This is a genomic window from Pseudomonas sp. LBUM1661 (assembly GCF_059695925.1).
This window is the reverse complement of sequence record NZ_CP166794.1, coordinates 971,254-983,873: the sequence shown is the minus strand read 5'-3', so window position 1 is coordinate 983,873 and position 12,620 is coordinate 971,254. Positions and strand designations below refer to the sequence as shown.

Annotated in this window: 16 protein-coding genes; 10 read left to right on the top strand and 6 right to left on the bottom strand. The window is 59.4% G+C overall.

The features are described 5' to 3' along the window. Window positions 1-131 precede the first annotated feature (131 nt). From ACA057_RS04415 to ACA057_RS04370, 10 genes are all read left to right on the top strand, one after another. Window positions 132-1,106 (top strand): KpsF/GutQ family sugar-phosphate isomerase, encoded by a 975-nt coding sequence (locus ACA057_RS04415; RefSeq protein WP_497346225.1) that lies wholly within the window; start codon window positions 132-134, stop codon window positions 1,104-1,106. Continuing rightward, complete coding sequence (locus ACA057_RS04410; protein WP_059403255.1) at window positions 1,106-1,630, top strand: KdsC family phosphatase; 525 nt, start codon at window positions 1,106-1,108, stop codon at window positions 1,628-1,630. Before ACA057_RS04415 ends, ACA057_RS04410 begins: the two co-directional genes overlap by 1 nt. A gap of 7 nt (window positions 1,631-1,637) precedes the next feature. Then, the gene (lptC, locus tag ACA057_RS04405; RefSeq protein WP_497346223.1) at window positions 1,638-2,210 is read left to right on the top strand and encodes an LPS export ABC transporter periplasmic protein LptC; all 573 of its coding nucleotides are present in this window, start codon (window positions 1,638-1,640) and stop codon (window positions 2,208-2,210) included. Further along, window positions 2,197-2,745: a lipopolysaccharide transport periplasmic protein LptA gene (gene lptA / locus ACA057_RS04400; protein WP_497346221.1), complete on the top strand. Its 549-nt coding sequence runs from the start codon at window positions 2,197-2,199 to the stop codon at window positions 2,743-2,745. Before lptC ends, lptA begins: the two co-directional genes overlap by 14 nt. Continuing rightward, the gene (gene lptB / locus ACA057_RS04395; protein ID WP_054049904.1) at window positions 2,745-3,470 is read left to right on the top strand and encodes an LPS export ABC transporter ATP-binding protein; all 726 of its coding nucleotides are present in this window, start codon (window positions 2,745-2,747) and stop codon (window positions 3,468-3,470) included. The genes lptA and lptB overlap by 1 nt, the downstream gene beginning before the upstream one ends. A gap of 273 nt (window positions 3,471-3,743) precedes the next feature. Continuing rightward, window positions 3,744-5,237, top strand: coding sequence for an RNA polymerase factor sigma-54 (locus ACA057_RS04390; RefSeq protein WP_497346219.1), 1,494 nt, complete (start codon window positions 3,744-3,746; stop codon window positions 5,235-5,237). A 74-nt stretch (window positions 5,238-5,311) separates the two neighbouring features. Further along, entirely contained in the window at window positions 5,312-5,620 is a 309-nt protein-coding gene (hpf, locus tag ACA057_RS04385) for a ribosome hibernation-promoting factor, HPF/YfiA family (RefSeq protein WP_007941242.1), read from the top strand. A gap of 12 nt (window positions 5,621-5,632) precedes the next feature. Then, window positions 5,633-6,097: a PTS IIA-like nitrogen regulatory protein PtsN gene (gene ptsN / locus ACA057_RS04380; protein WP_401356195.1), complete on the top strand. Its 465-nt coding sequence runs from the start codon at window positions 5,633-5,635 to the stop codon at window positions 6,095-6,097. A 2-nt stretch (window positions 6,098-6,099) separates the two neighbouring features. Beyond that, a complete protein-coding gene (gene rapZ / locus ACA057_RS04375; protein ID WP_401356193.1) occupies window positions 6,100-6,957 on the top strand; it encodes an RNase adapter RapZ in 858 nt (285 codons plus the stop codon). A 15-nt stretch (window positions 6,958-6,972) separates the two neighbouring features. After that, a complete protein-coding gene (locus tag ACA057_RS04370; RefSeq protein WP_497346216.1) occupies window positions 6,973-7,248 on the top strand; it encodes an HPr family phosphocarrier protein in 276 nt (91 codons plus the stop codon). Between the two features lie 24 nt (window positions 7,249-7,272). Here the strand turns inward: ACA057_RS04370 and ACA057_RS04365 are convergent, their stop codons facing one another. From ACA057_RS04365 to pmbA, 6 genes are all read right to left on the bottom strand, one after another. Beyond that, a complete protein-coding gene (locus tag ACA057_RS04365) occupies window positions 7,273-8,166 on the bottom strand; it encodes a ZIP family metal transporter (protein WP_497346214.1) in 894 nt (297 codons plus the stop codon). A 28-nt stretch (window positions 8,167-8,194) separates the two neighbouring features. Beyond that, window positions 8,195-8,806: a superoxide dismutase gene (locus tag ACA057_RS04360; protein ID WP_401356186.1), complete on the bottom strand. Its 612-nt coding sequence runs from the start codon at window positions 8,804-8,806 to the stop codon at window positions 8,195-8,197. Window position 8,807: 1 nt separating this feature from the next. Beyond that, window positions 8,808-9,236, bottom strand: a complete 429-nt coding sequence (locus tag ACA057_RS04355) for a DUF2753 family protein (RefSeq protein ID WP_497346212.1) — start codon at window positions 9,234-9,236, stop codon at window positions 8,808-8,810. Between the two features lie 27 nt (window positions 9,237-9,263). After that, the gene (locus ACA057_RS04350; RefSeq protein WP_497346210.1) at window positions 9,264-10,640 is read right to left on the bottom strand and encodes a class II fumarate hydratase; all 1,377 of its coding nucleotides are present in this window, start codon (window positions 10,638-10,640) and stop codon (window positions 9,264-9,266) included. Next, complete coding sequence (locus ACA057_RS04345) at window positions 10,621-11,028, bottom strand: FagA protein (protein WP_497346208.1); 408 nt, start codon at window positions 11,026-11,028, stop codon at window positions 10,621-10,623. Before ACA057_RS04345 ends, ACA057_RS04350 begins: the two co-directional genes overlap by 20 nt. A gap of 160 nt (window positions 11,029-11,188) precedes the next feature. Continuing rightward, on the bottom strand, window positions 11,189-12,535 hold the full coding sequence (gene pmbA / locus ACA057_RS04340) for a metalloprotease PmbA (RefSeq protein WP_059403244.1): 1,347 nt from the start codon (window positions 12,533-12,535) through the stop codon (window positions 11,189-11,191). Between the last annotated feature and the right edge of the window lie 85 nt (window positions 12,536-12,620).

The window sequence follows — 12,620 nt, the reverse complement described above, 5'->3', positions numbered from 1 at the left end:
CAATATGACAGGCAAAACGCTTCATTCAGAGGGATTAAGTAACAGCGAATTACAATGCGCGACGAACTTGCGTGAGGGTTTCGATCATTACCGTTATAATCGCCGCCTTTTCAGGCTATACGATTTCTAACATGAGCCAATCCAGCGACCTGATTCAATCTGCACAACGCACCATCCGCCTCGAACTGGAAGCCGTCCAAGGCTTGCTGCCCCGTATCGACGCAGATTTCGTACGCGCTTGCGAGATGATTCTGGCCAGCAAGGGCCGCGTCGTCGTGGTCGGCATGGGCAAGTCAGGGCACATCGGCAACAAGATCGCCGCCACCCTGGCCAGCACCGGCACCACGGCCTTTTTCGTGCACCCGGCCGAAGCCAGCCACGGCGACATGGGCATGATCACCCGCGACGACATCATTCTGGCGCTGTCGAATTCGGGCTCCACCAATGAAATCGTCACCCTGCTGCCGCTGATCAAGCGCCTGGGCATTCAACTGATCAGCGTGACCGGCAACCCCGATTCACCGCTGGCCAAGGCCGCCGAAGTGAACCTGAACGTACACGTCGAGCACGAAGCCTGCCCGCTGAACCTGGCACCGACCTCGTCGACCACCGCCGCCCTGGTCATGGGCGACGCCCTGGCCGTTGCGTTGCTGGAAGCCCGTGGTTTTACCGCTGAAGATTTCGCCTTTTCCCACCCGGGCGGCGCACTGGGCCGACGCCTGCTGCTGAAAGTGGAAAACGTCATGCACGCCGGAAAAGAGCTGCCGCAAGTCCCGCGCGGCACCCTGCTCAAGGACGCGCTGATGGAAATGACCCGCAAAGGCCTGGGCATGACGGCAATCCTCGAAGCCGATGGCAAACTCGCCGGGATCTTCACCGACGGCGATTTGCGTCGCACGCTGGACCGCCCCGTCGATATCCATCACACGACCATCGACGAAGTCATGACCCTTCACGGCAAGACTGCGCGCCCCGACATGCTGGCGGCCGAAGCCCTGAAAATCATGGAAGACCACCGAATCAACGCGCTGGTGGTGGTGGACAAGGAGGACCGTCCGATCGGCGCCTTCAACCTGTCCGATCTGCTGCGCGCAGGAGTCATGTAATGAGCACCGATCTGCTGCAACGCGGCAAGCACATCAAACTGGCGGTTTTCGACGTCGATGGCGTGCTGACCGACGGACGCCTGTACTTCCTCGAAGACGGCAGTGAATTCAAGACGTTCAACACCCTCGACGGCCAGGGCATCAAGATGTTGATGGCAGCCGGCGTGCAGACCGCTATCATCAGCGGTCGCAAGACCCCGGTCGTGGAGCGACGCGCGAAGAACCTCGGCATTCCACACCTGTTCCAGGGACGCGAAGACAAACTTGTGGTACTCGACGGGCTTCTTGCCCAGCTCAATCTAAGCTATGAAGAAGTGGCTTATCTCGGCGACGACCTGCCGGACCTGCCGGTGATTCGCCGTGTGGGCCTGGGCATGGCGGTGGCCAATGCCGCCAGCTTCGTGCGCGAACACGCCCACGGCATCACCCAGGCCCGCGGTGGCGAGGGTGCCGCTCGCGAATTCTGCGAATTGATCCTGCGCGCCCAAGGCCGCCTCGATGCGGCCAACGCTGCGTACCTGTGAGCCAACTATGCTGAGCAAAAAGTTTCGCAACATCCTGGTGTTCGGTTGCATCGCAGCGATATTCGCGGCGGTCGGCTACTGGAACATCAGCCCCGAACGCTTCCTCGACAAGCCTGTGGCCAAGGTCGATGAAACCGCGATCGACTATTACGCCATCAACGCCCACAGCGTGCAGTACTTGCCCGACGGCGGGCTGCAATACGAAATGACGTCCGACAAGGTCGAACACCTGAAAGCGACCGAAGTGACGTTGCTGACCAATCCGGACCTGAACATGTTTCGCGGTACCGCATTCCCTTGGCACGTCCAGAGTGAACGCGGCGAAGTCAATCCGGACGGCACTCAAGTCGAACTGATCGACTCGGTTCGCATTACGCGTTTCGATGAGAAAAACCGCAAGACCCTGATTACCACCACCCGTATGACTGTGTTCCCGCAGCAGCAATATGCGCAGACCGATCAACCCGTTAGAATCGACGGCGCTGGCGGTGTATCGACAGGCAACGGCATGAAAGCGTACTTGAAAGAAAGCAGGATACACCTGCTATCGAACGTAAGAGGACAGTATGAGGCTCGTTAAAACCCTCCCTATTTTGCTCAGTCTGGGCGCAGCACTGGGAAGCGTGAGCGCCTGGGCTCTGCCGAACGATCAAGAGCAGCCAATCCGCATTCAGGCCGACGATGCCCAACTGGACGACAAGAATGGCGTTGCCACCTATAAAGGCGACGTGATCATTACCCAGGGCTCGATGAAAGTCACCGGCAACACCGTGACGATCACCCGCACCCCGACCGGCGACATCGACGTCGTGACCTCGGTCGGCAACCTCGCCTATTTCGAGCAGCTGCAAACTGCGGGCGACACCAAGCCTGTGCAGGGTTACGGGGTGACTATCCAGTACCACGCCTCGCAAAACCGCGTCGTCCTGATCGATCGCGCCAAAGTCATCGACAAGGACAACAACGTCACCCAAGGCGAGAAAATCGTCTATGACACCGTTAAAAAGCTTGCGAGCGCCGGTCGCGCTACAGGCAACAAGGTCACCGAGTCGCGTCCGCGCATCGACATGGTGATTCAGCCGAAGAAGAAAACCGACGAGCAAAAGGCCCAGTAATGGCAACTCTGAAAGCTCAGCACTTGGCCAAGAGCTACAAGAGCCGCCAGGTCGTGCGTGACGTCAGCCTGTCTATCGACAGCGGTCAGATCGTCGGCCTGCTTGGCCCGAACGGCGCCGGCAAAACCACCTGTTTTTATATGATTGTCGGCCTGGTACAGGCCGATCAGGGTCGCGTGCTGATCGACGATCTGGACGTCAGCCACCAGCCGATGCACGGTCGTGCGAAGGCCGGTATCGGCTATCTTCCGCAAGAAGCGTCGATCTTCCGCAAACTCTCGGTAGCCGATAACATCATGGCCATCCTCGAGACCCGCAAGGAACTCGACAAGGCCGGTCGTCGCAAGGAGCTGGAAAGCCTGCTGCAGGAATTCCACATCAGCCACATCCGCGACAACCTTGGCATGAGCCTGTCCGGTGGTGAACGCCGCCGTGTGGAAATCGCCCGCGCTCTGGCCACCAACCCGAAATTCATCCTCCTCGACGAACCCTTCGCCGGTGTGGACCCGATTTCGGTGGGCGACATCAAGCAGATCATCCACCACCTCAAGGCCAAGGGCATTGGCGTGCTGATCACCGACCACAACGTCCGTGAAACCCTGGATATCTGCGAAACCGCCTACATCGTCAACGATGGCCAACTGATCGCCGAAGGTGACTCTGCCACCATCCTGGCCAACGAACTGGTCAAGGAAGTGTACCTGGGCCATGAGTTCCGCCTGTAAACGCCGGGGTGCGTGGCCAGTCGACCGAGCGCTTGTCTCGATAAAAAATCAACTTTTTTTTATTGTTACGGCGCTCTAGGCAAACGCGACGCTTCAAAGATTTTCCGAAGCCAGTCGGTTCAATGTGTCAATAAAACTTTGCAGCTTTTTATTGTTACGGCGCTCTAGGCAAACGCTGCAGTTTCGGGCATATAATTTGCTTATGTTTGGCGCTCCGGCGCTCTGTAGTGGATGGCGCATGTGCGCCGGCGAATAAGGTGTTAAGCCCCTGCCATGAAACCATCGCTAGTCTTGAGAATGGGCCAGCAGCTGACGATGACACCGCAGCTGCAACAGGCCATCCGCCTGCTCCAATTGTCGACCCTGGACCTGCAACAGGAAATCCAGGAGGCCCTGGAGTCCAATCCGATGCTCGAACGCCAGGAAGAAGGCGACGACTTCGATAACGCCGACCCGTTGGCCGACAAAGCCGAACAACTACCCAACGCCGATGTTTCGGAACCCTCTTACCAGGAAACCGCCCCGACGGTGGATAACCTCGAGGAAGGTGACTGGAACGAGCGCATTCCCAACGAACTGCCGGTCGATACCGCGTGGGAAGACGTCTACCAGACCAGCGCCAGCAGCCTGCCGAGCAACGATGACGACGAGTGGGATTTCACCACCCGCACGTCGGCCGGCGAAAGCCTGCAAAGCCACCTGCTGTGGCAACTGAACCTGGCACCGATGTCCGACACCGATCGCCTGATCGCCGTGACCCTGATCGACTGCATCAACAATCAGGGCTACCTGGACGAAACCCTCGAGGAAATCCTCGAAGCCTTCGATCCGGAACTGGACATCGAACTGGACGAGATTGAAGCCGTCCTGCACCGCATCCAGCAATTCGAACCTGCCGGCATCGGCGCCCGCAACCTGGGTGAATGCCTGCTGCTGCAATTACGCCAGTTGCCCGCCAAGACCCCATGGCTGACCGAGGCCAAGCGTCTGGTCTCCGATTACATTGACCTGCTCGGCAGCCGCGACTACAGCCAATTGATGCGGCGCATGAAGCTCAAGGAAGATGAACTGCGCCAGGTGATTGAGCTGGTGCAGAGCCTCAACCCGCGCCCCGGCTCGCAAATCGAGTCCAGTGAAGCCGAATACGTGGTGCCCGACGTGATCGTGCGCAAGGACAACGAGCGCTGGCTGGTAGAGCTCAATCAGGAGTCGGTGCCACGCCTTCGGGTCAACGCGCAGTACGCCGGGTTTGTGCGCCGCGCCGACACCAGCGCCGACAACACCTTCATGCGCAACCAGCTGCAAGAGGCCCGCTGGTTCATCAAAAGCCTGCAAAGCCGCAACGAAACCCTGATGAAAGTGGCCACCCAGATCGTCGAGCATCAGCGCGGCTTCCTGGAATACGGCGACGAAGCCATGAAACCGCTGGTGCTGCATGACATCGCCGAAGCGGTCGGCATGCACGAGTCGACGATTTCCCGGGTCACCACGCAAAAATTCATGCATACCCCTCGCGGTATTTATGAACTGAAATACTTTTTCTCCAGCCACGTCAGCACCTCCGAGGGCGGCGAATGCTCGTCCACGGCGATTCGCGCGATCATCAAAAAACTGGTTGCTGCGGAAAATCAGAAAAAGCCGTTGAGTGACAGCAAGATCGCTGGTTTACTGGAGGCACAAGGCATTCAGGTGGCTCGCCGCACCGTCGCCAAGTACCGCGAGTCCTTAGGAATCGCGCCTTCGAGCGAACGCAAGCGGTTGATGTAGAGCCACGCCACAGCGTTCCAGTGGCAGGCATTTCTGCCTGCCGCTTTATGCACTGGCAACGAAGGAGAAGCTGTATGCAAGTCAACATCAGTGGACACCAACTGGAAGTGACCGAACCTCTTCGCACCTACATCGGCGAAAAACTCGAACGATTGGAACGGCATTTCGACAAGATCACCAACGTCCAAGTGACGATGACGGTCGAAAAGCTCAAGCAGAAAATCGAAGCCACGCTGCATATTCCCGGCAATGAAGTGGTCGCTAACGCGGAACATACCGATATGTACGCAGCGATCGACGCATTGACCGACAAGCTGGATAAACAACTCAAAAAGCATAAGGAAAAGACCCAGAGCCTCCTCCAGGGTGCGACCGGTCGTTAACACTCCCAACTCATGATCCGACTTGAAAGCATCCTGACCCCCGGCCGTTCCCTCGTGAACGTGCCGGGCGGCAGTAAAAAGAAAGCCCTCGAGCAAATTGCCAACCTAATCCATCGCGAAGTGCCGGATCTGGCCATGCAGGATGTCTTCGAGAGTCTGGTCGCCCGTGAAAAACTCGGTTCTACCGGTTTTGGTAACGGCATCGCCATCCCCCACTGCCGCCTGAAGGGTTGCTCCGCACCCATCAGCGCCTTGATGCACCTCGACGCCCCTATTGATTTCGACGCCATCGACGGCGCCCCGGTTGACCTGCTGTTCGTTCTGCTGGTGCCGGAAGCCGCCACCGATGCGCACCTGGAGCTATTGCGCCAGATCGCCAGCATGCTCGATCGCAAGGAAGTGCGCGAAAAACTGCGCAGCGCCCCGAGCAATGAAGCCTTGTATCAGGTTGTCCTGGACGAGCAAAACGGTCAGTAATCATGCGTTTGATCATCGTCAGTGGCCGTTCCGGCTCAGGTAAAAGTACCGCGCTCGATGTCCTTGAGGACAACGGCTACTACTGCATCGACAACTTGCCCGCCGGCTTGCTGCCGGAGCTGGCCGAACGCGCGTTGATTCACACCGAACTGGCACAACCGCTGGTTGCCGTGTCGATTGACGCACGCAACTTGCCAAGTCACCTGTCGCGCTTTCCGGAACTGCTCGAAGAAGTCCGCAGCCGGCATATCCAGTGCGATGTCCTGTACCTGGATGCCGACGAAGAAACCCTGCTCAAACGCTTTTCGGAAACCCGTCGTCGCCACCCGCTGAGCAGCGCCAATCGCTCGCTGGCCGAGGCGATCAACGATGAAACCAGCCTGCTCGGCCCGATTGCCGACCTCGCGGATCTCAAAGTCAACACCACCAACCTGAACCTTTACCAGCTGCGCGACACCATCAAACTGCGCCTGTTGAACCAGCCGGAACCCGGTACTGCGTTCCTGGTGGAGTCTTTCGGTTTCAAGCGTGGCATGCCGGTGGACGCCGACCTGGTGTTCGACGTGCGCTGCCTGCCGAACCCGTACTGGAAGCCAGAACTGCGCGCGCAATCCGGGCTCGACCAACCGGTGGCCGAATACCTGGCCGCACAGCCGGACGTGGAAGAGATGTTCCAGGACATCTCCACGTACCTGCTCAAGTGGCTGCCCCGCTTTGCCGCCAGTAATCGTGCTTATGTCACCATTGCCATTGGCTGCACCGGCGGGCATCACCGCTCCGTCTACCTGACCGAACGTCTCGGCCAGACCCTGCAAAAAACCCTGAAGAACGTCCAGGTCCGCCACCGCGACCTCAGCTAAAGGATTCACATCGCGATGCCTGCTCTGGAAATCGAAATCATCAACAAACTGGGCCTGCACGCCCGTGCTTCCGCCAAATTCGTCGGTGTCGCCGGTGAGTTCAAGGATTGCACAATCAGGGTAGGACGCACGCCGGAAACCACGGTCGACGGTAAAAGCATCATGGCCATGATGATGCTGGCGGCGGGCAAGGGCACCAAGATCCACTTGATCACCGAAGGCGAAAGGGCTGATGAGGCGCTACAGGCGCTGGTAGCGCTGATCAACGACTACTTCGGCGAAGGCGAGTAAACCTCGCCGTTACAAACGTCCGCGTTAAGCTAATGCGGTATCCATGACCATCATCAAACAAAACCCGATCAGCAGCCCAAGGCTGGCCAGTTTGTCGTGACCATTGCGGCGCGATTCGGGAATGACTTCGTGGGTCACTACCAACAGCATGGCACCGGCCGCCAGTGCCAGGCCCAAGGGCAAGAGCAGTTCGGCCAGGCTCACCAGCCATGCGCACAACAAGGCGAATACTGGCTCGACCACCCCTGACGCAGCACCGATCAGGAACGCCTTGACCCGCGACATCCCGGCCCCGGCCAGTACCAACGCGATCACCAGCCCTTCCGGCACATCCTGCAAGGCAATGCCCATGGCCAGGCTGTCGGCATCCGGCATGCCGCCACCGGCCGAGACACCAACCGCCATGCCCTCTGGAATGTTGTGGGCAATGATGGCAAACACAAACAACCAGATCCTCGGTGGTATCACCGGTCGCTCCAGCGTGCCCACCAGCATTTCCGGACTGGCCCCGGAGACCTTGCGGTCCACCAGATACAGCCCGAACGCACCGAGCATGATGCCGAAGCTGATCAGGCCGCTGGCCGCCCAAGGCGTCAGGCCCAGGCCTTCAGCGGCGGAGATACCCGGAACGATCAGCGAAAACGCGGTCGCCGCCAGCATCACCCCGGCACCGAAACCAAGCAGCGTATCGCTGACCGCCTGCGGCATGCGCCGAATCACCAACACCGGCACCGCGCCCAAGGCCGTACCCAAGGCGCAGATCGCCCCGCCTTGCAAAGCACGCAGCAGTTTCGGCTCAAGGTCCAGCCACGCCAGTCCCTGGGCAACCAATAGACTCATGCCCGCCAGCAGTAAAAGCGATCCGAACGCGTAACGAAACATTCGTCCACTTCCGATCGCCAGTGTTTCAGTGCCCATAGTCAGCCTTAGATTTTTTATGGAAGACTCAAACCAGCGCAGCCTGATAGCGCGCGGCGACTTCGGGCCAATTGATCACGTTGTAGAACGCGTTGATGTATTCCGGGCGACGGTTCTGATAACGCAGGTAATAGGCGTGCTCCCAGACGTCCAGGCCAAGGATCGGCGTATTGCCGTTCATCAGCGGGCTGTCCTGATTGCCGCTGCTTTCCACGACCAGAGTCTTTTGCGGCGTGACGCTCAACCAGGCCCAGCCACTGCCGAAGCGGGTCAGCGCGGCTTTGGTGAAAGCTTCCTTGAAGCTGTCGAGACCGCCCAATTGTTCATCGATGGCCTTGGCCAGCTCGCCTTCAGGTGTGCCGCCACCGTGCGGTGCCATCACTTCCCAGAACAGCGAATGGTTAGCGTGACCGCCGCCCTGATTGATCACCGCAGCGCGGAGCTTCTCTGGCAGTTGCTGCACAGCGGCCACCAGTTTTTCCACCGGCCATTCGGCAAATTCGGTGCCTTCGACCGCCGCGTTGAGGTTGTTGATGTAGGTCTGGTGGTGCTTGGTGTAGTGGATTTCCATGGTCTGCGCATCGATGTGCGGTTCCAGGGCATCGTAAGCGTAAGGCAAGGCAGGCAAGGTAAAAGCCATTTCAATGAACTCCATGTTGTAGGGCCGCAGGCGAGGCAGCATCGATGTGCAGCAACCGATGGGTGCGCGGGTACTCGCCGTGTTCGCTGATGAAATTCAGCAACTCGACGTAGGTTTTGCTGCTCTGGCGCAGCGCCGCTTCACGCAGTGCCGGCGCCAGTCGTGGGTCCTGCATGGTCTGCAGCAAGCGTTGATGGATGGCGCACAGGTATTCGGCGCTCTCCTCCGGTTGGTTCAGGCGCAAATGCAGGTCGGCCAGGTTGTGGTGGGAAATCACGCAAGCCGCCACCGCTTCGTCGGCATCCGCCCAGCGTTCGAACAACACCTGGGCCAGGGCCAGTGCCTGCAAGTAAGCCTCGCGGGCATCGACCAGTTCACCCAGCATGAAACAGCGATTTGCCCGTTCGATCGTGCGTTTCCAGTGCTCCATGGTGAGCCTCCAAAGCGGTTGCGGGGATTACACGCCGCCTGCGGTGAGCTTTTCCGGGTTGAGTAACTCTTCCAGTTGGCTGCGCGACAGGTCGGTGTGTTCCAGGGCGACATCGATCACCGGACGGCCTTGTTGATAGGCCTTCTTGGCAATCTCCGCGGCTTTTTGGTAACCAATGATCGGGTTGAGTGCCGTGACCAGAATCGGGTTGCGCGACAGCGCTTCCTTGAGCCTGGCTTCGTTGACCTTGAAGCTGGCAATGGCTTTTTCGCCCAGCAGATGGCTGGAGTTCGCCAGCAATTCGATGCTGCTCAGCAGGTTCTGCGCGATGATCGGCAGCATCACGTTCAGTTCGAAATTGCCCGACTGCCCGGCGATGGTGATGACCGTGTCATTACCAATCACCTGCGCGGCGACCATGGCAGTGGCTTCCGGGATCACCGGATTGACCTTGCCCGGCATGATCGAAGAACCCGGTTGCAAGGCCTCGAGTTCGATTTCACCGAGACCGGCCAGCGGGCCGGAGTTCATCCAGCGCAGGTCGTTGGCGATTTTCATCAACGAGACCGCTGTCGCTTTGAGCTGCCCGGAAACGGCGACGGCGGTGTCCTGAGAGCCAATCAGCGCAAACAGATCCTTGCCTGGGGTGAATTGAACGTGAGTCAGCTCGCTCAGTTGTTGACTGAAACGCGCCGCAAACTGCGGGTGCGCGTTAATCCCGGTGCCCACCGCCGTGCCGCCCTGCGCCAGGGATTGCAGGCTCGGCAGCAGATCCTGCAGATGGCCGATGTTGGCCTTGAGCTGCTGCGCCCAACCGTTGAGTACCTGGCTCATGCGCACCGGCATCGCGTCCATCAAGTGCGTGCGGCCGGTTTTGACGTGGTGATGAACCTCTTCAGCCTTGCGCTCGATCACCTGCACCAGACGCACCAGCGCCGGCAACAGTTGCTCATGCAACGCCAGTGCGGCGCTGACATGGATAGTTGTCGGGATGATGTCGTTGCTGCTCTGACCGCAATTGACGTGGTCGTTGGAGTTCACCGGCTCGCCGAGCAGACGGCTGGCCAGGGTCGCGATCACTTCGTTGGCGTTCATGTTGGAACTGGTGCCGGAACCGGTCTGGAAGATGTCCACCGGAAAATGCGGCATGAAATCGCCCTTGAGCAGGTCCAGCGCTGCATCAACGATGGCGTTGCCCTGGGACTCGCTGATTTGCTTGAGCTCGACGTTGGCCCTGGCGGCAGCGGCTTTGGCCAGGATCAACGCGCGGATGAATTGCACCGGCATCGGTTTGCCGCTGATCGGGAAATTATCCACCGCACGTTGGGTCTGTGCGCCGTAGAGGGCGTCTACCGGGACCTTAAGCTCGCCCATGCTGTCGCGCTCAATACGAGTCTTGTTCATCAGAAAATCCTTGCACCAGTTCGTTTAGGGGAATCGAGGGCTGCAACTCGCAGGTCGCCAGTTGCCAGGTGTAGCTTTGCCAGCGCTTGAGGCGGCATTTGCACAGAGAGAGGCGTTCGAGCTCGCGCAATGGACGCCAGGCCTGATCCAGGCAGTAAGTGCGCCAGTGCCAGGGCAGCGCGACATCGGCGGCGGTGTCGAGCAATAAACGCAAGGAGGTTTCGGCGATGGTCCAGGGTGAGGTCGCCGTGCAACAGGCGAGATACCGGCCTTCAGCCAGGTAATGTTCGATCAGGCGGGGCTCGTCGGGATCCATCGCGCAACGGATCTGGCGACTCATCCAGCGCCAGCTTTCGAGGTAAGGCTGCTCGTGCAAGGCAGAACTCATGATCCGGGCTCATTCGGTAATGAGATTTATTATTAGATGATAATGAGAACCAAAACAACCCCGGCAATACACACACGCTCCCACAAGGATTTGTGCAAGGCTCAATAAAAAAGGCGCGCTATCCAATCGGGTAGCGCGCCTTTTTGTGTAGCGGTAAGCGTTAGCTACCGGCCACGGTCATCCGCTCGATCAACACTGAACCGGTGCGAATGTTGCTGCGCAGTTCCAGGTCATTACCCACCGCAACGATCTGCTTGAACATGTCGCGCATGTTGCCGGCGATGGTCACTTCTTGAACCGCGAACTGGATTTCGCCGTTTTCGACCCAATAACCCGCCGCACCACGGGAATAATCACCGGTGACCATGTTCAGGCCCTGGCCCATCAACTCCGTCACCAGCAACCCACGGCCCATGCGGCGCAACAGGGCCGCCTGGTCTTCATCGCCATGGGTGACGAACAGGTTGTGTACGCCACCGGCGTTGGCGGTGCTCGGCATACCGAGCTTACGGCCGGAGTACGTGCCAAGGATGTACGACACCAACTCGCCCTTTTCGACGAACGGTTTGGCGTAGGTCGCCAGACCATCACCGTCGAAGGCCGAACTGCCCATCGCACGCATCAAGTGCGGACGCTCATCGATGGTCAGCCATTCCGGGAACAGTTTCTGGCCCAGCGTGCCTTCAAGGAACGACGATTTGCGATACAAACTGCCGCCAGAGATCGCCGAGAGGAAACTGCCGAACAAACCACCGGCCAGCTCCGCAGAAAACAGCACCGGCACTTCACAAGTCGGCACCGGACGCGCGCCCAAACGGCTCGCCGCCCGTTGCGCGGCACGCTGGCCGATGCTCACCGGGTCGGCCAGCAAGGTGCCCTGACGGTTTACGTCGTACCAGTAATCGCGCTGCATCTGGCCATCGGCCTCGGCGATCATCACGCAACTCAGGCTGTGGCGCGTCGAGGCATAACCACCGATGAAACCGTGGCTGTTGCCGTAGACGCGGCAGCCCTGATGCGTGCTGAGGGTGGTGCCGTCGGCGTTCTTGATCCGGCTGTCGGTGGCAAACGCCGCCGCTTCACAGGCCAGGGCCATTTCGATGGCTTGTTCCGGGGTGATGTCCCATTCGTGGAACAGGTCGAAATCCTGCAGGTCCTTGGCCATCAGCGCGGCATCGGCCAGGCCTGCGGCTTCGTCTTCCGAGGTGTGCTTGGCAATGGCCAGCGCCGCCGCGACGGTTTCGCGAATGGCCTCAGGACCACTGGCCGAGGTGCTGGCAGAACCCTTGCGTTGACCGACGTACAAGGTGATGCCAAAGCCCTGATCGCGGTTGAATTCGACGGTTTCGACTTCACGCTGACGCACCGAGGTCGACAGGCCCTGCTCCAGGGACACCGCCACCTCACAGGCACTGGCGCCCTGGCGCTTGGCTTCAGCGATGATCTGCTCGACTTGCTCTTGCAGTGCCGGCAACGCTTGTGGGCCGACGCTTTCAACTGCACTCATGCTGTTCTCCACTCAAATTCTGCTTTCGGCGAGGGCCTTCGAGCGACCGGGCCGGACAAGCGGCCCCCGACTGGTTATCATGGCG